Genomic DNA, 20,461 nt, shown 5'->3' on the forward strand with positions numbered 1-20,461 from the left:
CGTCATGTTCAGGCGAAATTCCCCGATGCCGCAGCAAAAAATTGAGAAAAATTCAAACCACGCTCAGCCCTTTACTCATGGGAAATTCAGCCGTTTCGCTTACCTGAAAATTCACGTCATAAGCAAACACAGGGTTGTCTCAGATTCTGAGTATGTTAGGGTTATGCCCGTTAACAATTTACCATGGTAATCATATCGACATAAACAAATAACAGGACACTCTCTATTGCATGGCAATTAAATTAGAAGTGAAAAATCTTTATAAGGTATTTGGCGAGCATCCACAGCGCGCATTCAAATATATTGAGAAAGGCCTTTCGAAAGAGCAAATTCTGGAAAAAACCGGGCTATCGCTTGGCGTGAAAAACGCCAGTCTGGCCATTGAAGAAGGCGAGATTTTTGTCATCATGGGATTATCCGGTTCGGGTAAATCCACTATGGTTCGCCTTCTCAATCGCCTGATTGAACCCACCCGCGGACAGGTGCTGATTGACGGCGTGGATATCGCCAGAATATCCGACGCTGAGCTTCGCGAGGTGCGCAGAAAGAAGATTGCGATGGTGTTCCAGTCATTCGCGCTGATGCCGCACATGACGGTGCTGGATAATACCGCCTTTGGCATGGAATTGGCCGGTACGCCCGCTCAGGAACGTCAGGAAAAAGCCCTTGATGCGCTGCGTCAGGTCGGGCTGGAGAATTATGCCCATGCGTACCCGGATGAACTTTCCGGCGGTATGCGCCAGCGCGTGGGATTAGCCGCGCATTAGCCATTAATCCGGATATTTTATTAATGGATGAAGCCTTCTCGGCCCTCGACCCATTAATTCGCACCGAGATGCAGGATGAGCTGGTAAAATTACAGGCGAAACATCAGCGCACCATTGTTTTTATTTCTCACGATCTGGATGAAGCCATGCGAATTGGCGACCGTATTGCCATTATGCAAAATGGTGAAGTGGTGCAGGTCGGCACGCCGGATGAAATTCTCAATAATCCGGCCAATGATTATGTGCGCACCTTCTTCCGCGGCGTGGATATTAGCCAGGTCTTTAGCGCCAAAGATATTGCCCGCAGAATGCCCAACGGCATTATCCGTAAAACGCCCGGTTTTGGCCCGCGCTCGGCCCTCAAGCTGCTGCAGGACGAAGACCGTGAATACGGTTATCTGGTTGAACGCGGCAATAAATTTGTTGGCGTTGTCTCCATCGACTCTCTGAAAACCGCCCTTGGCGAAAACCAGGGAATCGATGCGGCGTTAATTGATGCTCCGCTTGCCGTGGACGCCGAAACGCCGCTCAGCGAGTTGCTCTCTCACGTCGGCCAGGCGCCATGCGCCGTGCCGGTCGTGGGTGAGGAACAACAGTACGTCGGCATCATCTCAAAACGCATGTTGCTGCAGGCTTTAGATCGCGAGGGAGCAAACAATGACCGATCAATCTAACCCGTGGGGTACCACTGAAGCCGTGGACAGCGCGGCGCAATCTGCCGATGCGTGGGGCTCCACGCCAGCTCCTGCCGATGGTGGGGGTGCGGCAGACTGGCTGAACAGCGCGCCCGCGCCTGCGCCAGAGCATTTCAATATTATGGATCCGTTCCACAAGACGCTGATCCCGCTGGACAGCTGGGTCACGGAGGGGATCGACTGGGTGGTCACTCACTTCCGCCCGCTCTTCCAGGGGATCCGCATCCCGGTGGATTACATCCTTAACGGCTTCCAGCAGCTGATGCTGGGCATGCCGGCGCCGGTGGCGATTGTGCTGTTTTCCCTGATCGCCTGGCAGTTTGGCAGCGCGGGGATGGGGATCGCCACGCTGATCTCATTGATTGCGATCGGTGCCATCGGAGCCTGGTCACAGGCGATGATCACTCTGGCGCTGGTGCTGACCGCCCTGCTCTTCTGCATTGTTATCGGCCTGCCGATGGGGATCTGGCTGGCGCGCAGTCCGAGGGCGGCGAAGATCATTCGTCCCCTGCTGGATGCGATGCAAACCACGCCAGCGTTCGTCTATCTGGTACCTATCGTCATGCTGTTCGGCATCGGCAACGTGCCGGGGGTCGTGGTGACCATTATCTTCGCCCTGCCGCCGATTATTCGTCTGACCATTCTGGGCATTAACCAGGTCCCTGCGGATCTGATCGAAGCGTCACGCTCGTTTGGTGCCAGCCCGCGTCAGATGCTGTTTAAGGTTCAGCTCCCGCTGGCGATGCCGACCATCATGGCAGGCGTTAACCAGACGCTGATGCTGGCGCTGTCGATGGTGGTCATTGCCTCGATGATTGCCGTTGGCGGTCTCGGTCAGATGGTGCTGCGCGGCATTGGCCGTCTCGACATGGGGCTGGCTACCGTTGGCGGCGTCGGGATTGTGATCCTCGCCATTATTCTTGACCGCCTGACCCAGGCCGTCGGTCGTGATTCACGCAGTCGCGGCAACCGTCGCTGGTACACCACCGGCCCCGTCGGGTTACTCACCCGCCCATTCATTAAATAAGGAACAACGATGCGACAGAGCGTACTTTTTGCCACAGCGTTTGCCACCCTTGTCTCCACCAGCGCATTCGCCGCTGACCTGCCGGGTAAAGGCATTACCGTGCAGCCGGTGCAGAGCACCATTTCGGAAGAGAGCTTCCAGACCCTGCTGGTCAGCCGCGCGCTGGAGAAGCTGGGCTACACGGTTAACACGCCGAGCGAAGTGGATTACAACGTCGGCTACACCTCGATTGCCTCCGGTGATGCCACCTTTACCGCCGTAAACTGGCAGCCGCTGCACGACGATATGTATGCCGCCGCCGGTGGCGATAAGAAATTCTACCGCGAAGGCACTTTTGTAACCGGTGCGGCCCAGGGTTATCTGATCGACAAGAAAACCGCCGACCAGTATCACATCACCAATATTGCACAGCTGAAAGATCCGCAGATCGCGAAGCTGTTCGACACCAACGGCGACGGTAAAGCCGACATGATGGGCTGCTCGCCGGGCTGGGGCTGTGAAGCGGTGATTAACCACCAGAACAAAGCATTTGATCTGGCGAAAACGGTCGAGGTGAGCCACGGCAACTATTCGGCGATGATGGCCGACACCATCGCCCGCTTCAAAGAGGGCAAACCGGTGATCTACTACACCTGGACGCCATACTGGGTAAGCGACGTGCTGAAGCCGGGTAAAGACGTGGTGTGGCTGCAGGTGCCGTTCTCCTCCCTGCCGGGCGAGCAAAAGGATATCGACACTAAACTGCCGAACGGCATGAACTACGGTTTCCCGGTGAACACCATGCACATCGTCGCCAACAAAGCCTGGGCAGAGAAAAACCCGGCGGCGGCGAAGCTGTTCTCGGTGATGAAGCTGCCGCTGGCGGACATTAACGCCCAGAACGCAATGATGCATGCGGGCAAATCCTCTGAGGCGGATGTGAAAGGTCATGTGGACGGCTGGATCAAAGCCCACCAGCAGCAGTTTGACGGCTGGGTGAAAGAGGCGCTTGCGGCGCAGAAGTAAAAATACAGACCAGCCCCCTCACCCCGGCCCTCTCCCCTGTAAAGGGGAGAGGGTTAGGGTGAGGGGCCCAAACCGCACAATCCATCACGTAACAATCCCCCACTATTCACAATCATTAGCTATTATGGTTTCCGGAAAAATAATCACTTCACTAACGATTCCTGAAACTAATGACCAAAACAACTCAAGGGCTTAGCCCCGCACTCATCCTTTTAATGTCCGTGGCAACGGGTCTGGCGGTCGCCAGTAACTACTACGCACAACCTCTTCTCGACACTATCGCCCGCGCGTTCAACCTCTCAGCCAGCTCCGCAGGCTTTATTGTTACGGCCGCGCAGCTCGGCTATGCCGCCGGGCTGCTGTTCCTGGTGCCGCTGGGCGATATATTTGAACGCCGGATGCTGATTGTCTCAATGACCCTACTGGCCGCCGGCGGGATGCTGATCACCGCCAGCAGCCAGTCGCTGACGATGATGATCGTCGGTACCGCGCTTACGGGGCTGTTCTCCGTGGTGGCACAAATTCTGGTGCCTCTCGCGGCGACCCTCGCCTCCCCGGAAAAACGCGGTAAGGTGGTGGGTACCATTATGAGCGGCCTGCTGCTGGGGATTTTGCTGGCGCGTACCGTTGCAGGGCTGCTGGCAAGTCTCGGCGGCTGGCGCACCGTTTACTGGGTAGCGAGCGTCCTGATGGTCGTTATGGCACTGGCGCTGTGGCGCGGGCTGCCGAAGGTGAAGCAGGAGAACCATCTGAACTATCCGCAGCTGCTGGCCTCCGTGTTTAGCCTGTTCACGCAGGATAAACTTCTGCGCACCCGCGCCCTGCTCGGCTGTTTCACCTTCGCTAACTTCAGCATTCTGTGGACGTCGATGGCGTTTCTGCTTGCCGCCCCGCCGTTCAATTATTCCGAAGGGGTGATTGGTCTGTTCGGTCTGGCCGGTGCCGCTGGCGCGCTGGGCGCGCGTCCCGCAGGTGGGCTGGCCGACAAGGGCAAATCTCACCTGACCACCTCCGCAGGGCTGGTTTTACTCCTGCTCTCCTGGGCGGCAATCTGGTACGGGCACGTCTCGGTGCTGGCGCTGATCGTCGGTATTCTGGTGCTCGATCTCACCGTGCAGGGCGTTCATATCACCAACCAGACCGTGATTTACCGCGTGAAGCCAGAGGCACGTAACCGCCTCACGGCCGGATACATGACCAGCTACTTTATTGGCGGCGCAGCGGGTTCGCTCATTTCCGCCTCGGCGTGGCAGCATGCCGGCTGGTCCGGCGTGTGTGGGATTGGCGCCATCGTTGCCGCACTCAACCTGGTGGTCTGGTGGCGCGGTTACCATCGCCAGGAGGCAATTCATTAAGTTTTACATTGCGTTGGGCCTCTTAGGGTGTAAAGAGGCCCCTCAGTCTGTTAATGTAAACGTAATCATTTATCCCAGAAATTTTAATGTGGGTGACATATTTACAATCGGCATGAACAGTTCAGACCCCCGTCCTCACATCCTCTCTTCAGCGGGTTTACACCCTACCCTTTCTGTGCTCACCGGGTCACGGACTTACCCGGCGCTTTCTGATGGTGACATTAATTTGGCGGATATAACCGCACAAATAATTCATTTACATTATTTGTCACCGTCGTTACTATATCGGCTGTAATTAATGAGGTTATGCCCAAATGGATAGTTCGTTTACGCCCATTGAACAAATGCTTAAATTCCGCGCCAGTCGCCATGAGGACTTCCCGTACCAGGAAATCCTGCTGACTCGCCTGTGCATGCACATGCAGGGTAAGCTACTGGAGAACCGTAATAAAATGCTGAAAGCTCAAGGGATTAACGAGACGTTGTTTATGGCGTTGATTACGCTGGAGTCTCAGGAAAACCATAGCATTCAGCCTTCCGAATTGAGCTGCGCGCTGGGCTCCTCCCGTACCAATGCGACCCGTATTGCCGATGAGCTTGAAAAGCGTGGCTGGATTGAACGCCGTGAAAGCGACAACGATCGCCGCTGCCTGCATCTGCAACTGACCGACAAAGGTCACCAGTTCCTGCGTGAGGTGCTGCCACCTCAGCACAATTGCCTGCACAAACTGTGGTCCGCCCTCAGCGCTGCCGAGCGCGACCAGCTTGAGCACATCACTCGCAAACTGCTCACCCGTCTGGACCAGATGGATGAAGACGGCGCCGTTCTTGAGGCGCTGCGCTAACGCGACGACACGCTCAACAATCCAGATTCATAAGAAAACCGACAGGCCAGCACGTCACACTGCTGGCCTTTCTGACAACAGGTCGGCTCAGCCGATGTGAAAATAAGAAGATCGTGGAGAACAACAATGAGCGCAAATGCGGAGAGCACTACCCCGCAGCAACCGGTCAATAAGAAAGGCAAACGTAAGAGCGCCCTTCTTCTGTTGACCTTGCTCTTTATCATTATTGCCGTGGCATATGGGATCTATTGGTTTTTAGTACTGCGTCATGCTGAGGAAACAGACGACGCCTACGTGGCAGGGAACCAGGTACAAATTATGGCGCAGGTGTCGGGCAGCGTGACGAAAGTCTGGGCTGACAATACCGACTTTGTGCAAAAAGGCGATGTGTTGGTGACCCTCGATCCGACCGACGCCCAGCAGGCATTTGAGAAAGCGAAGACCGCGCTGGCCTCCAGCGTCCGTCAGACCCGCCAGCTGATGATCAACAGCAAACAGCTGCAGGCCAACATCGACGTGCAGAAAACCGCACTCGCCCAGGCGCAGAGCGACCTGAACCGCCGCGTACCGCTCGGCAGCGCCAACCTGATTGGCCGTGAAGAGCTGCAGCACGCGCGTGACGCCGTTGCCAGCGCTCAGGCACAGCTGGATGTCGCCATTCAACAGTACAACGCCAACCAGGCGATGGTGCTGGGCACCAGCCTCGAAAATCAGCCAGCTGTACAGCAGGCCGCGACTGAAGTCCGCAACGCATGGCTTGCCCTGCAGCGTACCAAAATCGTCAGCCCGATGACCGGCTATGTCTCCCGCCGTTCCGTCCAGCCAGGGGCGCAGATTAGCCCTACCACCCCGCTGATGGCAGTCGTGCCGGCGGACAATCTGTGGGTTGATGCCAACTTTAAAGAGACGCAGCTCGCCCATATGCGTATCGGCCAGACCGCGACGGTTGTCAGCGACATCTATGGCGATGACGTGAAATACACCGGGAAAGTGGTTGGTCTGGATATGGGGACCGGCAGCGCCTTCTCCCTGCTGCCCGCGCAGAACGCCACCGGTAACTGGATCAAAGTGGTTCAGCGTCTTCCTGTGCGTATCGAACTGGATGCCAAACAGCTGGCGGATCACCCGCTGCGTATCGGCCTCTCCACGCTTGTGACGGTCGACACCGCCAACCGCGACGGTCAGATCCTGGCAAGCCAGGTGCGTAGCAGCCCGGCGTATGAGAGTAACGCCCGTGAAATTAGCCTCGATCCGGTCAACAAGCTGATCGATGACATCGTGAAGGCAAACGCCGGTTAATCCGAAGGTGAGCGTTATGCAACAGCAAAAGCCGCAAAAACCGCTGGAGGGCGCGCAGCTGGTCATTATGACCATTGCGCTGTCGCTGGCGACATTCATGCAGGTGCTGGACTCCACCATCGCAAACGTGGCCATCCCGACCATCGCCGGTAACCTTGGCTCGTCCCTGAGCCAGGGGACCTGGGTCATCACCTCGTTTGGGGTGGCAAACGCCATCTCCATTCCGATTACCGGCTGGCTGGCGAAGCGCGTCGGGGAAGTGAAGCTGTTCCTCTGGTCCACGGTGGCGTTTGTGCTGGCCTCCTGGGCCTGCGGCATGTCCAGCAGCCTGACGATGCTGATTTTCTTCCGCGTCATTCAGGGGATAGTCGCGGGGCCGCTGATCCCGCTCTCCAGAGTTTGCTGTTGAGCAACTACCCTCCCGCAAAACGCTCCGTCGCGCTGGCGCTGTGGTCGATGACCGTTATCGTCGCGCCTATCTGCGGACCGATTCTGGGTGGCTACATCAGCGATAACTACCACTGGGCTGGATCTTCTTTATCAACGTCCCGATTGGTGCCGTCGTGGTGCTGATGACGCTGCAATCCCTGCGCGGCCGTGAAACGCGTACCGAGCAGCGGAGTATCGACAGCATCGGTCTGGCGCTGCTGATCCTCGGCATCGGCAGTCTGCAGATCATGCTCGACCGTGGTAAAGAGCTCGACTGGTTCAACTCGCAGGAAATTATCATCCTGACCATTGTCGCGGTGGTGTCGCTGAGCTTCCTGATTGTCTGGGAGCTGACGGACGAAAACCCGATAGTCGATCTCTCGCTCTTTAAGTCGCGAAACTTCACCATCGGCTGTCTGTGTATCAGCCTCGCCTATATGCTCTACTTCGGCGCGATTGTTCTGCTGCCGCAGCTGTTGCAGGAGGTGTATGGCTATACCGCAACCTGGGCGGGTCTGGCGTCCGCACCGGTCGGGGTGATCCCGGTCCTGCTGTCACCGATTATTGGCCGCTTTGCCCACAAGCTCGACATGCGTCGGCTGGTGACCTTCAGCTTCATTATGTATGCGGTGTGCTTCTACTGGCGTGCGTATACCTTTGAGCCGGGAATGGACTTTGGCGCCTCTGCGTGGCCGCAGTTTATTCAGGGCTTCGCGGTTGCGTGCTTCTTTATGCCGCTGACCACCATCACGCTCTCTGGCCTGCCGCCTGAGCGTCTGGCGGCCGCGTCGAGCCTGTCGAACTTCACCCGTACGCTGGCGGGCTCCATCGGGACGTCGATCACCACCACGCTGTGGACAAACCGTGAATCGATGCACCACGCGCAGCTGACCGAAGCGGTGAATCCCTACAACCCGAATGCGCAGCAGATGTATAGCCAGCTTCAGGGAATGGGCATGACGGAGCAGCAGGCGTCCGGCTGGATTGCCCAGCAGATCACCAACCAGGGGCTGATTATCTCGGCTAACGAGATTTTCTGGATTTCGGCAGGGATCTTTATCGTCCTGCTGGGGCTGGTGTGGTTTGCCAGACCGCCGTTTGGTGCCGGTGGCGGGGGTGGCGGCGCGCATTAGTTCTCTGCGCGGGTTGCCGGGTAAGGCGTAGCCGCCACCCGGCAACCATCACCTCCCTGTCCAAAACGCGACAGCAATTGTCAGTTCCGATAAAGCAGCGCGCCTGAAATCCCTTCACGATAGTGAAAAGACAACAGGAGCGCATCATGCTGAACACCCCCGCCGACAAGTACCAGCCTTATCCCGCTATTTCGCTTCCCGACCGCCGCTGGCCGGAGCAACGCATTACCCGCGCGCCGCGCTGGCTCTCCACCGACTTACGCGACGGCAACCAGGCCCTTGCCGAGCCGATGGACAGCGCGCGCAAGCTGCAGTTCTGGGATCTGCTGCTGAGCTGCGGGTTTAAAGAGATCGAGGTCGCTTTCCCCTCCGCCTCGCAGACGGATTTCAACTTTGTCCGCCAGCTGATTGAAGAGAACCGCATTCCGGATGACGTCACGATTCAGGTGCTTACTCAGGCGCGGGAAGATCTCATCCATCGTACTTTTGAATCCCTGCGCGGCGCGAAGCAGGCCACCGTCCATCTGTATAACGCCACCGCTCCGCTGTTCCGCCGCCTGGTATTCGGCATGGAGAAAGGGCAAATCGTTGAGCTGGCGACGCGCGCCACGCGTCTCATCCGTAAGCTGTGCGAGGAAAATCCCGACACCCGCTGGCAGTACGAATACTCTCCGGAGACCTTCTGCTTTACCGAGCCGGAATTTGCGCTGGAGATTTGTGAAGCCGTGGCGGAGATCTGGCAGCCGTGTGACGAACGCCCGATGGTGATCAACTTACCCGCGACCGTCGAAGTGAGCACGCCGAACGTCTATGCCGACCAGATCGAGTATTTCTGTCGCCACTTTAGCCGCCGCCGCGATGTCTGCATCAGCGTGCATCCGCATAACGACCGCGGCACCGGCGTCGCCAGCGCCGAGCTGGCCGTGATGGCGGGCGCTGACCGCGTGGAGGGCTGCCTGTTCGGGAACGGGGAACGTACAGGCAACGTCTGCCTGGTGACGCTGGCGATGAACCTTTACAGCCAGGGTATTAGCCCGAATCTGGACTTTAGCGATATGAACCGGGTGGTGGAAGTGGTGGAAACCTGCAACCAGCTGCCGGTGCATCCGCGCCATCCGTGGGCCGGACGGCTGGCCTATACCGCCTTCTCCGGCTCGCACCAGGACGCCATCAAAAAAGGCTTTGATGCCCGCAGGCCAGGCGACCGCTGGGAGATGCCCTACCTGCCCGTGGACCCGCAGGATATCGGCTGCACCTACGAAGCGGTGATCCGCGTGAACAGCCAGTCAGGGAAAAGCGGCAGCGCGTGGCTTATCGAGCAGAATCATGGTCTGAAATTACCCCGCGCCCTGCAACAGGATTTCAGCCAGCATGTACAGCAGGAAACCGACCGTCACGGAAAAGAGATGACGCAAAACGCGCTGTGGCAGCTGTTCCGCACCCGCTACGGCCTGGTGGCAACGCCGCCGTTAGCGCTGCAATCCTATCGCAGCGATGGCCAGCAGGACGGTCAGCTGCGTTTGACGGCAAGCATCTGTACGCAGGGGGGAACGCGCCAGCTCGAAGGTCAGGGTAACGGCCTGCTGTCCGCCGCCGCTCAGGGGTTAAGCCGCTGGGTCAACGCGCCGTTCGTGATTAAGGACTATCACGAACATTCGTTAGGCGAACGCAGCGACAGCCGTTCGGTGGCGTACATTCGCTGCCTGTTTCAGGACGGCAGCAGCCGCTGGGGCGTGGGAATTGACAGCGACGTCTCGCGCGCCTCGCTTCAGGCACTTTTTAATGCGGTTAGCTGTCTTTGAAGTAGTCGCTGGGTGAAATGCCCATCACCCGGCGGAACATGGCCGTAAAGGCGCTGTGACTGCCGTACCCCAGCTCCAGCGCCACCCGAAGCACCGGCTGGCCCTGCGCCAGCCGTACCAGCGCCTCCAGCAGGCGCGCCCGTCTCAGCCACTCACCGTAGCTTAATCCCGTCTGCTGCTGAAAATGGCGGTTCATTGTGCGCTCGCTCATGCCTAGCAGGCCCGCGGCTTGTGCACTGCTCCAGCTCTCCCCGGCGGTCTGGCGGATCTGCTGGCAAAGACGGCGTAGCGGTTCACTTTCCGGCTCCGGGAGATGAAACGGCAGTACCGGCATAAGGCGGATTTCATCCAGAATCAGCTCATACACGCGTTCGTCTCGGCTCCCCGGTGCGTAAGACTCGGGAAGCGAGAGCGCAGCGAGGATCAGTTCCCGCAGCAGCGGGGAGATCTGCACGATCTGGCAGGTGGCCGGGAGATCGGCCCGCGCCAGCGGATCGATAAACAGCGTGCGCGCCGCCACATCGCCGGTAATACGCAGCGAGTGACGGGTACCCGCCGGTAGCCAGACGCCGCGGCCCGGAGGGACAACCCAGCAGCCGGATGCGGTATCTACCCGTACCACGCCGCTCAGGGTATGCAGCAGTTGGGCGCAGTCATGCTCATGCCACGGCTCGCTGTCACCATGAACGTAATCATGGGCAAACGGCACAAGGGGACGATGGGTAAAGGAGAAGGTTAAGGTTGTGGTCATGCGATTAAACCACCCTCACCCTACCCTCTCCCGATGGGAGAGGGAAAAGGTGCACTAGATGTGCAATTCCTGCAGTTTTTCTTTTGGCAGGGCCAGCTCTTCGTTGCTGTTTACGCGAACATCACGTTCGATGATGTGACGCGCGATGTCCTGCGCTTCTTCCAGAGAGTGCATCTGGTAAGTCCCACACTGGTAAACGTTCAGCTCAGGGATCTGGCTCTGCTCTTTTACCTTCAGCACGTCCTGCATGGCCGCTTTCCAGGCATCTGCCACACGTTTCTCTTCAGGCTGGCCAATCAGGCTCATGTAGAAGCCGGTACGGCAACCCATCGGAGAGATATCGATGATCTCAACGCCGTTGCCGTTCAGGTGGTCACGCATGAAGCCAGCGAACAGGTGTTCCAGCGTATGAATGCCTTTCTCCGGCATCACTTCTTTGTTTGGCACGCAGAAACGCAGATCGAAGACGGTGATCGTGTCGCCGTGCGGGGTGTGCATGGTCTTCGCCACGCGGACTGCAGGTGCTTCCATACGGGTATGGTCGACAGTAAAGCTATCTAATAACGGCATACGTCACCTCCGGTAGTGATTTTTTTTAAAATAAACTGAACTCTTCTACAGAATGCGCGTCTGAGTATATGAAAGACGCGCATTTGTTATCATCATCCCTGAATTCAGAGATGTATATTTTGGCCACAGCGATGTGGCCTTTTTCTTTTCTGCTTAAGCCTGCTTCGCCAGAAACGCCTCAAACGACTCCGTATCCGCCGCTTCAACCTCTTTCTGACGCACCACGGACGCATCGCGTTCCGCAACGAAATCCGCTTCGCTCAGGACTTCTAATGGCTCTTGCAACAGCATCTCACGGTATTCCGCCGCAAGCGAACGCCCGGTACCGCCAATGCCCTGATCAATCATAGAACGCAGAATGCGTGCTGAGAACGTCAGCTCCGGGTTATCAAAGCATTCCACCAGCTGGTCGCAAATCTGTTGATACGCGTCGCCGCCCTCCATGCTGTCCATCGTCCGGGCAACACGCTTCAGGTCACGGAACAGATCTTTACCGACCTTAGTCAGCGGGAACTGCGCGGTTTCACAGCCGATACCCAGCGTCAGACCCGGTTTACGCCCTTCCAGAATCACGCGGTTCCAGTTTGTACGGGTACAGAGCAGTTCGTCTGAACTCATTTCCGGCGCATCCGCCAGCACGCACCAGACCATAAACAGGTCCAGGAAGCGAACCTGCTGTTCATCAACACCAATCGGTGAGAACGGGTTGATATCCAGCGAGCGCACTTCAATATATTCAATCCCACCGCGCTGCAGCGCATCCGACGGGGTTTCACCGCTGCGCGTCACGCGCTTAGGACGAATTGGCGCATACAGCTCGTTTTCAATCTGCAGGACGTTGCTGTTGATCTGCAGGCGCTTACCGTCTTTTTCGAGGCCGATTTTCTCGTACTCTTCCGACGGGGTTTTGATCGCCCGCTTCAATCCTGCCACATATTCGTGCAATTCGTTAAACGTAATACCGAGATTGCTTTGCGATTTATTGGTATAACCCAGATCGCTCAGGCGCAGAGAAGTGGCATACGGGAGATAGTACATTCCACACTCGGTCTTCTCGAACGGCAGCGTCGTCGGTTTCCCCTGCAGGAACGATGAGCAGATGGCTGGCGACGCCCCGAACAGATAAGGAATAACCCAGCCGAAGCGGTAATAGTTGCGGATCAGGCGGAAATAGCCCGCAGAGATCGCGTCCTTATCCGTTTCACCGCATTTCGCCTGCCAGAAAGCCATTGGCAGCGAGAAATTGTAGTGCACGCCCGAAATTGTCTGCATCAACGCGCCGTAGCGGTTTTTGAGCCCTTCACGGTAGAGCGTTTTCAGCCGGCCGATATTCGATGTGCCGTACTGTGCCAGCTCAATCTCCTGGCCCTGCTCGATATAACACGGCATGCTGAGAGGCCACATACGCTCGTCGCCCAGACTGCGCGCCGTGTAGCGATGGATATCGCGCATGATCGTCAGCATATGATCAATATCGCCTTCTACCGGGGTGATAAACTCCAGTAGTGCTTCAGCGAAATCGGTTGTGATCCATTTATGTGTCAGCGCCGAGCCTAACGCCTTCGGGTGACCCGTCGTCGCTAAACTACCGTCCGCGTTAACGCGCAGCGTTTCACGCTCAAGACCACGCTGAATACCCTTCAATGCCTGAGGGTGGTTTTCCAGCCAGGCCAGCGCCTGAGATACGTCCGGGATCAAATTGACCTCCCGCCTGTCAAAGTAATGTTACTCAGCATAATTGTAATGGTTGACGATTGAAGGTCGCGTATTCATTCCACCAATTAGTGCCACCACGTCATACCCTGCAGCGTTGCCCATGCCACAAGGACATAACGCACCGCTTTGCCAAGGCACAAAAAAAAGAGCACTGGTCCCCAGGAGATGCGCATCCATCCCGCCAGCAGACACAGTAAATCGCCTATTACAGGCATCCAGCTTAATAACAGCGTGGCAGCGCCATAGCGTTTTAGCCAGCCGACTGCCTTTTCCTGCCAGCGCGATGTCTCACGCAGCGGAAAGAAACGCCCAAGAATAACGTTAGTCAGCCCTCCAAGGCTATTACCCATTGTTGCTATTAACACCAGCAGCCAGGGCTGACTCACGCCGGACAACAGCATCGCCACCAGCACCACTTCCGAATTGCCCGGTAACAGCGTGGCGCTTAAGAAACTGCTGGCGAATAATGAGGCAAGTGACAGTGCGTCACTCACAGTAAGCGCACATCCACCGCGGCCATGCCGGCATCACGCGCGGCCTGAATACCGAAATCGGCATCTTCAAACACGACGCATTTTGCCGCCGGGACGCCCATTAATTCTGCGCAAAGCAGGAAGGTGTCCGGTGCGGGCTTGTGGTGTTTAACCTGATCGGCGGCGACCACGGCAGAAAAATAGTGGCGCAGGCCAAGATGATTGAGTAAGGCTTCTGCAATCGCGCTTTCGCTGCCCGTGCCGACCGACATTGGGCGACGTCCGTGCCACGCTTTTACCACGTCAACCAGCGGCAACGGGCGGACAGTATCTAAAAGCATGGCTTTTACCGCATCGGTTTTTTCGCGCGCGAGCAGGTGCGGGTCGAGATCGGCCTGATTCAGTTCAATCACGGCCTGCGCAATACGCCAGGTGGGCGATCCGTTAAGGGCAATCATCGCCTGAAGATCGAAACGCATGCCGTAGCGGCCCAGGACGTCAGTCCAGGCTTGACGATGCGTAGGTTCGGTATCCAGGAGAGTGCCATCCATATCGAAGATCAAACCGTCATACTGTGCGTACATCGTGCTCTCGCTAAACGATTAACAAAGCATTACTTTATCGTAAAAGGTGTTTTTTGTCGCTGACTGAGAGTGTGATTGCTGACGGAACGTCGAAGGAATAAACAAAGAAGGAGAAGATGGTGCATCCGGGAGGATTCGAACCTCCGACCGCTCGGTTCGTAGCCGAGTACTCTATCCAGCTGAGCTACGGATGCATCGGGAAATGCTTTTAGAAACAGTAAATGGTGCATCCGGGAGGATTACTCGGCTGCGCCTCGCCCTTCGGGCCGTTGCTAAAGCAACGTTATCCTCCCTGGTGCTTGCGATTAACTCGCAGACCTTGAAACAACAGCGTGGCTATTATCTCGGAGAATATGGTGCATCCGGGAGGATTCGAACCTCCGACCGCTCGGTTCGTAGCCGAGTACTCTATCCAGCTGAGCTACGGATGCATCAGGGTACTGCTTTCAGAAATAGTAAATGGTGCATCCGGGAGGATTCGAACCTCCGACCGCTCGGTTCGTAGCCGAGTACTCTATCCAGCTGAGCTACGGATGCATCGGGATTTACTACTGTACTGCTCGATATTCATATCACTTCTAAAGCAATATGAAGTAATAGATGGTGCATCCGGGAGGATTCGAACCTCCGACCGCTCGGTTCGTAGCCGAGTACTCTATCCAGCTGAGCTACGGATGCAAAATGGCGGTGAGGCGGGGATTCGAACCCCGGATGCAGCTTTTGACCGCATACTCCCTTAGCAGGGGAGCGCCTTCAGCCTCTCGGCCACCTCACCACACAACGCCTCTTTCGAGTGCTTCGAGTGACTCGTTAAGAGCTTCTCGTCGCTGCGTGGCGCATATATTACTTTCTGGGACTTATAAGTCAAACAATTTTCCAAAAGCTTTTATCGTTTGCACAAATCACACGCAATTCGCATGTAAAAGCCGCAAAGAGGGTGTTTTATAAGCGGATTTTGCAGGCATCTTCACATAAAACTGTGGCAGAAAAGGCAGTGCAGAGACGAGTAAAGGGTAACGGAGTGGTTAAAAAGAGAGCGATTGAAATTAAACGGTAACTTTGAGCAGGAAAAATGACAGGAGGGTTGCGTCTCGCCCGACAGCGAGACGCGACAATATCAGTAACTGGACTGCTGGGATTTTTCAGCCTGGATACGCTGGTAGATCTCTTCACGGTGGACAGATACTTCTTTAGGAGCGTTAACACCAATACGTACCTGGTTACCCTTTACCCCTAAAACTGTCACGGTGACCTCATCCCCAATCATGAGGGTCTCACCAACTCGACGAGTCAGAATCAGCATTCTTTGCTCCTTGAAAGATTAAAAGAGTCGGGTCTCTTGTATCCCGGCATTATCCATCATATAACGCCAAAAAGTAAGCGATGACAAACACGTAAAGTGTAAGCAGTCACGGCATCACATTCTGTTAAACGTAAGTTTAGCCGATATACACAAACTCAACCTGACTTTATCGTTATCGATAGCACAGTGAACAAGACGCCATAACGTTACCGCTATGGCGTCTGCTTGTGCTTTGTAGTTATTACAGTTTCGCGCTTACCCAGCTTTCAACGCTGGCCAAAGCTTGCGGAAGTGCCGCCGCATCCGTACCACCGGCTTGCGCCATGTCCGGACGACCGCCACCTTTGCCGCCCACCTGCTGAGCGACCATACCAATCAGCTCCCCTGCTTTTACGCGGTCGGTCACATCCTTAGAGACGCCCGCAATCAGAGAAACCTTACCTTCTGCCACTGTCGCCAGCACGATAACGGTGGAACCAAGCTGGTTCTTGAGATCGTCGACCATAGTACGCAGCATCTTAGGCTCAACCCCCGCCAGATCGCTGACCAGCAGTTTAACGCCCTTAATGTCTACAGCCTTGCTGGAGAGGTTTGCACTCTCCTGCGCCGCAGCCTGCTCTTTCAGCTGCTGCAGCTCTTTTTCCAGCTGACGCGTGCGATCCAGTGCAACGCGCACTTTCTCGCCCAGGTTCTGGCTATCGCCTTTCAGCAGCTGCGCGATGTCGTGCAGCTGATCGCTCTGCGCATGCAGGCTGGCAATTGCCCCTTCACCGGTCACCGCTTCAATACGACGCACACCTGCCGCCGTCCCCGACTCGGAAACAATGCGGAACAGGCCAATGTCACCGGTGCGGGAGGCGTGAGTACCACCGCACAGCTCGGTAGAGAAGTCGCCCATGCTCAACACGCGAACACGGTCGTCATATTTCTCACCAAACAGCGCCATCGCGCCTTTTTTCTTCGCCGCCTCGAGATCCATGATATGGGTTTCGATAGGCAGGTTACGACGGATCTGCGCGTTCACCAGATCTTCCACCGCACGGATTTCAGACGGTTTCATCGCTTCAAAATGCGAGAAGTCGAAACGCAGCACTTTGTCGTTAACCAGAGAACCTTTTTGTGCAACGTGGGTACCCAGCACCTCGCGCAGTGCAGCGTGCATCAGGTGGGTGGCAGAGTGGTTGAGACGAATGCGCGCGCGGCGAGCTTCATCAACGTTAGCCTGGACGCCCTCGCCCACTTTCAGAGAACCGGAAACCAGTTTGCCCTGGTGACCAATCGCCTGACCGTATTTCTGGGTGTCGCTCACGCTGAAGCTGAAACCGTTGCCTTTCAGTTCGCCTTTATCGCCAACCTGACCGCCGGATTCCGCATAGAACGGGGTTTTGTCCAGAATGACAACCGCATCCTGACCTGCGCTGATGCTGTCTACGGCTTTGCCGTCAACAAACAGGGCGGTCACTTTACCGGTCAGTTCCAGCGCGTCGTAACCTTTGAATTCAGACGCGCTATCAACGCGGATCATTGCGTTGTAGTCTGCACCGAAACCGCTGGACTCACGCGCGCGACGACGCTGCTCTTCCATCGCCGCTTCGAAGCCCGCTTCGTCAACTTTGATGTTGCGCTCGCGGCAAACATCTGCCGTCAGGTCAACCGGGAAGCCATAGGTGTCGTACAGACGGAAAGCGGTTTCGCCATCCAGCGTGTCGCCTTTCAGTTTCGCCAGCTCGTCGTCCAGCAGCGCCAGACCGCGCTCCAGTGTACGCGCAAACTGCTCTTCTTCGGTTTTCAGAACCTGCTCTACCTGTGCCTGCTGGCGTTTCAGCTCATCACCGGCAGCACCCATCACGCCAATCAGTGGCCCAACGAGTTTATAGAAGAAGGTGTCCTTCGCGCCCAGCATGTTGCCGTGACGGATGGCGCGACGAATGATACGACGCAGCACGTAGCCACGGTTTTCATTCGACGGGATAACACCGTCGGCGATCAGGAACGCACAGGAACGGATATGGTCGGCGATAACGCGCAGCGATTTGTTGTTCAGATCGGTCGCGCCGGTGACGTCCGCAACGGCTTTGATCAGAGTGCTGAACAGGTCAATCTCGTAGTTGGAGTTAACGTGCTGCAGAACCGCGGCAATACGCTCCAGGCCCATACCGGTATCAACGGAAGGCTTCGGCAGCGGCTCCATGGTACCGTCGGCCTGACGGTTGAACTGCATGAAGACGATGTTCCAGATCTCAATGTAGCGATCGCCGTCTTCTTCCGGGCTGCCAGGAGGCCCGCCCCAAATGTGGTCGCCGTGATCGTAGAAGATCTCGGTGCACGGACCGCAAGGACCGGTATCACCCATCTGCCAGAAGTTGTCCGACGCGTATGGCGCGCCTTTGTTATCACCAATGCGAATAATACGCTCGCGCGGGATCCCGACTTCTTTTTCCCAGATTTCGTAGGCTTCGTCATCGGTTTCATAGACGGTAACCCACAGACGCTCTTTCGGCAGGTTGAACCAGTTTTCACCGGTCAGCAGTTCCCACGCGTATTGAATGGCATCGTGTTTGAAGTAGTCGCCGAAGCTGAAGTTACCCAGCATTTCGAAGAACGTGTGGTGACGCGCGGTGTAACCGACGTTTTCCAGGTCGTTGTGTTTACCGCCCGCACGCACGCAACGCTGTGAGGTTGTGGCGCGGGAATAATTACGCTTGTCGAGACCAAGGAACACATCCTTGAACTGGTTCATCCCGGCGTTGGTAAACAGCAGAGTCGGATCGTTGTTCGGTACCAGGGAGCTGCTGGCAACAACCTGGTGTCCCTTACTATGGAAAAAATCGAGAAACGCCTGACGGATCTCAGCGGTGCTCTTGCTCATAATTATCCTGAAATCAAGCTAACGAAATGTCGTAGCAGGTCTGTATCGGTAAACCCCTGGACAGGCCAGCTACTGGAAAAAGTGGGAATAAGATAAGTTTTCTTTAGTGGGAAGTAAAATCCCGCATGCGTTCAATCGGCAAAATTACGCCAGATATCCTGAATATCTTCCATCAGGAAGCCGCGGTAGAGCAAAAAGCGCTGGATTTTAACTTTTTCTGAAAATCCGTGCGGCAGGGGTTCACCGTACTTGCGGATCGCCTGCTCTTTTGCCAGCGCACACCAGTCGGTGTCGCATTCACGCATCGCTTTTTCAATGGACTCACGGGAAACGCCTTTCTGGTTTAGCTCCTGGCGAATGCGCGCCGGTCCATATCCTTTGCGGCCTCGGCTGGCGAGAAACCGGGAAGCGAAACGATCATCATCCAGATAATGGTGCTCGTAACACCAGGCAATCACCCGATCATAATCTTCCGCGGTGGCATCAATCTCTTCCGGCCCGTTTTTACCCATCACCGGCGCCGACAGTTTTCGGCGCAGCTCCTGTTCACTGTGGTCACGGACAGCAAGAATGCGTACCGCACGGTCCAGTAAGCGTGTATATGCGGGTCGGCGGGTCGTCGGTTCACTCATAAAAAACCTGCTGATTCAGAAATGCAAAAAGGGCCGCATCAGCAGCCCTTCATTGTTAAACGAAAAAATTAAAAGTCTTCGTTGGTTTCTTCAGCATCCGCGCTATCTACCGCGAAGTCTGGAGTAGCATCCTGATTATTCAGCAGAAGCTCACGCACTTTCTTCTCAATCTCTTTCGCCGCAGCCGGGTTCTCTTTCAGCCAGGCGATCGCATTCGCTTTACCCTGACCAATTTTGTCACCGTTGTAGCTGTACCAGGCACCCGCTTTTTCGATCAGCTTCTCTTTCACACCCAAGTCAACCAGCTCGCCGAAGAAGTTAATCCCTTCGCCGTAGAGGATCTGGAATTCAGCCTGTTTGAACGGCGCTGCAATTTTGTTCTTCACAACCTTCACGCGGGTTTCGCTCCCGACCACGTTCTCGCCCTCTTTCACCGCACCGATACGGCGGATATCCAGACGGACAGAGGCGTAGAATTTCAGGGCGTTACCACCGGTGGTGGTTTCCGGGTTACCGAACATCACACCAATTTTCATACGGATCTGGTTGATGAAGATCAGCAGCGTATTGGACTGCTTCAGGTTACCGGCCAGCTTACGCATCGCCTGGCTCATCATACGTGCCGCGAGGCCCATATGAGAGTCGCCGATTTCGCCTTCGATTTCCGCTTTTGGCGTCAGTGCTGCCACGGAGTCGACCACGATAACGTCAACCGCACCGGAGCGCGCCAGCGCGTCACAAATTTCCAGCGCCTGTTCACCGGTGTCCGGCTGAGAACAGAGCAGGTTGTCGATATCCACGCCCAGCTTACGTGCATAAACCGGATCCAGCGCGTGCTCGGCATCGATGAACGCACAGGTTTTACCTTCGCGCTGAGCGGCGGCAATGACCTGCAGCGTCAGGGTGGTTTTACCGGAGGATTCTGGCCCGTAGATTTCTACGATACGGCCCATTGGCAGGCCGCCCGCGCCCAGCGCGATATCCAGAGAAAGCGAACCGGTGGAGATCGTTTCCACATCCATGGTACGGTCTTCACCCAGGCGCATGATGGAGCCTTTACCGAATTGCTTTTCGATCTGGCCCAGTGCTGCCGCCAACGCTTTCTGTTTGTTTTCGTCGATAGCCATTATTACTCCTGTCATGCCGGGAGAAGCGACTGTGCTTCACCGTGGATTTCTGTTCTGTTGGTGCAATTATACTGTATGG

At 56.2% G+C, this 20,461-nt stretch carries 15 protein-coding genes, 5 tRNA genes and 2 pseudogenes; 8 read left to right on the top strand and 14 right to left on the bottom strand.

The genetic code is table 11. The features are described 5' to 3' along the window. Positions 1-230: 230 nt before the first annotated feature. The 8 genes and pseudogenes from proV (at position 231) to leuA (ending at position 10,357) form a co-directional block, all read left to right on the top strand. Positions 231-1,441: pseudogene (proV, locus tag C1N69_RS17620) on the top strand (glycine betaine/L-proline ABC transporter ATP-binding protein ProV). Then, a complete protein-coding gene (gene proW / locus C1N69_RS17625; RefSeq protein ID WP_155031620.1) occupies positions 1,425-2,489 on the top strand; it encodes a glycine betaine/L-proline ABC transporter permease ProW in 1,065 nt (354 codons plus the stop codon). Before proV ends, proW begins: the two are co-directional and overlap by 17 nt. Before the next feature lie 9 nt (positions 2,490-2,498). Further along, positions 2,499-3,494, top strand: coding sequence for a glycine betaine/L-proline ABC transporter substrate-binding protein ProX (proX, locus tag C1N69_RS17630; RefSeq protein WP_047959310.1), 996 nt, complete (start codon positions 2,499-2,501; stop codon positions 3,492-3,494). Between the two features lie 170 nt (positions 3,495-3,664). After that, on the top strand, positions 3,665-4,849 hold the full coding sequence (locus C1N69_RS17635) for an MFS transporter (protein ID WP_155031621.1): 1,185 nt from the start codon (positions 3,665-3,667) through the stop codon (positions 4,847-4,849). A gap of 314 nt (positions 4,850-5,163) precedes the next feature. Beyond that, positions 5,164-5,694, top strand: coding sequence for a transcriptional repressor MprA (gene mprA, locus C1N69_RS17640; RefSeq protein WP_047959312.1), 531 nt, complete (start codon positions 5,164-5,166; stop codon positions 5,692-5,694). A gap of 126 nt (positions 5,695-5,820) precedes the next feature. Continuing rightward, positions 5,821-6,993, top strand: coding sequence for a multidrug efflux MFS transporter periplasmic adaptor subunit EmrA (gene emrA / locus C1N69_RS17645; RefSeq protein WP_094918856.1), 1,173 nt, complete (start codon positions 5,821-5,823; stop codon positions 6,991-6,993). A gap of 97 nt (positions 6,994-7,090) precedes the next feature. Then, positions 7,091-8,555: pseudogene (emrB, locus tag C1N69_RS17650) on the top strand (multidrug efflux MFS transporter permease subunit EmrB). 146 nt (positions 8,556-8,701) lie between these two features. After that, complete coding sequence (gene leuA / locus C1N69_RS17655; protein WP_095452134.1) at positions 8,702-10,357, top strand: 2-isopropylmalate synthase; 1,656 nt, start codon at positions 8,702-8,704, stop codon at positions 10,355-10,357. Here the strand turns inward: leuA and C1N69_RS17660 are convergent. The 14 genes from C1N69_RS17660 to recA form a co-directional block, all read right to left on the bottom strand. Further along, positions 10,344-11,108, bottom strand: a complete 765-nt coding sequence (locus C1N69_RS17660; RefSeq protein WP_155031622.1) for an AraC family transcriptional regulator — start codon at positions 11,106-11,108, stop codon at positions 10,344-10,346. The genes leuA and C1N69_RS17660 overlap by 14 nt on opposite strands. Before the next feature lie 54 nt (positions 11,109-11,162). Next, positions 11,163-11,678, bottom strand: coding sequence for an S-ribosylhomocysteine lyase (luxS, locus tag C1N69_RS17665; RefSeq protein ID WP_094918859.1), 516 nt, complete (start codon positions 11,676-11,678; stop codon positions 11,163-11,165). A gap of 153 nt (positions 11,679-11,831) precedes the next feature. Then, positions 11,832-13,376, bottom strand: a complete 1,545-nt coding sequence (gshA, locus tag C1N69_RS17670; protein WP_155031623.1) for a glutamate--cysteine ligase — start codon at positions 13,374-13,376, stop codon at positions 11,832-11,834. 83 nt (positions 13,377-13,459) lie between these two features. Continuing rightward, positions 13,460-13,888 (bottom strand): YqaA family protein, encoded by a 429-nt coding sequence (locus tag C1N69_RS17675; RefSeq protein WP_025757127.1) that lies wholly within the window; start codon positions 13,886-13,888, stop codon positions 13,460-13,462. After that, positions 13,885-14,451 carry a fructose-1-phosphate/6-phosphogluconate phosphatase gene (gene yqaB / locus C1N69_RS17680; protein WP_155031624.1) on the bottom strand — a complete coding sequence of 189 codons (567 nt, stop codon included), beginning with the start codon at positions 14,449-14,451 and terminating at the stop codon, positions 13,885-13,887. Before yqaB ends, C1N69_RS17675 begins: the two co-directional genes overlap by 4 nt. A gap of 117 nt (positions 14,452-14,568) precedes the next feature. Next, a tRNA-Arg gene (locus tag C1N69_RS17685) sits at positions 14,569-14,645 on the bottom strand. 160 nt (positions 14,646-14,805) lie between these two features. Continuing rightward, a tRNA-Arg gene (locus tag C1N69_RS17690) sits at positions 14,806-14,882 on the bottom strand. 29 nt (positions 14,883-14,911) lie between these two features. Beyond that, positions 14,912-14,988, bottom strand: a tRNA-Arg gene (locus C1N69_RS17695). A 64-nt stretch (positions 14,989-15,052) separates the two neighbouring features. Then, positions 15,053-15,129: transfer RNA gene (locus C1N69_RS17700), tRNA-Arg, on the bottom strand. Positions 15,130-15,133: 4 nt separating this feature from the next. Continuing rightward, positions 15,134-15,226, bottom strand: a tRNA-Ser gene (locus C1N69_RS17705). A gap of 342 nt (positions 15,227-15,568) precedes the next feature. After that, positions 15,569-15,754 carry a carbon storage regulator CsrA gene (csrA, locus tag C1N69_RS17710; protein WP_000906486.1) on the bottom strand — a complete coding sequence of 62 codons (186 nt, stop codon included), beginning with the start codon at positions 15,752-15,754 and terminating at the stop codon, positions 15,569-15,571. A 241-nt stretch (positions 15,755-15,995) separates the two neighbouring features. After that, complete coding sequence (alaS, locus tag C1N69_RS17715; protein ID WP_045286060.1) at positions 15,996-18,623, bottom strand: alanine--tRNA ligase; 2,628 nt, start codon at positions 18,621-18,623, stop codon at positions 15,996-15,998. Positions 18,624-18,754: 131 nt separating this feature from the next. Beyond that, complete coding sequence (gene recX / locus C1N69_RS17720; RefSeq protein ID WP_155031625.1) at positions 18,755-19,255, bottom strand: recombination regulator RecX; 501 nt, start codon at positions 19,253-19,255, stop codon at positions 18,755-18,757. Between the two features lie 68 nt (positions 19,256-19,323). Then, complete coding sequence (gene recA / locus C1N69_RS17725) at positions 19,324-20,382, bottom strand: recombinase RecA (RefSeq protein WP_025757123.1); 1,059 nt, start codon at positions 20,380-20,382, stop codon at positions 19,324-19,326. Positions 20,383-20,461 lie beyond the last annotated feature (79 nt).

Origin of the sequence: Enterobacter sichuanensis (genome assembly GCF_009036245.1) — a bacterium.
In the GTDB taxonomy this organism is placed as follows: domain Bacteria; phylum Pseudomonadota; class Gammaproteobacteria; order Enterobacterales; family Enterobacteriaceae; genus Enterobacter; species Enterobacter sichuanensis.

Excerpts from the sequence above, each read along its gene's own strand:
- yqaB (WP_155031624.1), bottom strand. The coding sequence starts at position 14,451 with ATGTACGCACAGTATGACGGTTTGATCTTCGATATGGATGGCACTCTC.
- csrA (WP_000906486.1), bottom strand. The coding sequence starts at position 15,754 with ATGCTGATTCTGACTCGTCGAGTTGGTGAGACCCTCATGATTGGGGAT.
- recX (WP_155031625.1), bottom strand. The coding sequence starts at position 19,255 with ATGAGTGAACCGACGACCCGCCGACCCGCATATACACGCTTACTGGAC.
- luxS (WP_094918859.1), bottom strand. The coding sequence starts at position 11,678 with ATGCCGTTATTAGATAGCTTTACTGTCGACCATACCCGTATGGAAGCA.
- emrA (WP_094918856.1), top strand. The coding sequence starts at position 5,821 with ATGAGCGCAAATGCGGAGAGCACTACCCCGCAGCAACCGGTCAATAAG.
- proX (WP_047959310.1), top strand. The coding sequence starts at position 2,499 with ATGCGACAGAGCGTACTTTTTGCCACAGCGTTTGCCACCCTTGTCTCC.
- C1N69_RS17635 (WP_155031621.1), top strand. The coding sequence starts at position 3,665 with ATGACCAAAACAACTCAAGGGCTTAGCCCCGCACTCATCCTTTTAATG.
- C1N69_RS17660 (WP_155031622.1), bottom strand. The coding sequence starts at position 11,108 with ATGACCACAACCTTAACCTTCTCCTTTACCCATCGTCCCCTTGTGCCG.
- recA (WP_025757123.1), bottom strand. The coding sequence starts at position 20,382 with ATGGCTATCGACGAAAACAAACAGAAAGCGTTGGCGGCAGCACTGGGC.
- proW (WP_155031620.1), top strand. The coding sequence starts at position 1,425 with ATGACCGATCAATCTAACCCGTGGGGTACCACTGAAGCCGTGGACAGC.
- leuA (WP_095452134.1), top strand. The coding sequence starts at position 8,702 with ATGCTGAACACCCCCGCCGACAAGTACCAGCCTTATCCCGCTATTTCG.
- alaS (WP_045286060.1), bottom strand. The coding sequence starts at position 18,623 with ATGAGCAAGAGCACCGCTGAGATCCGTCAGGCGTTTCTCGATTTTTTC.
- mprA (WP_047959312.1), top strand. The coding sequence starts at position 5,164 with ATGGATAGTTCGTTTACGCCCATTGAACAAATGCTTAAATTCCGCGCC.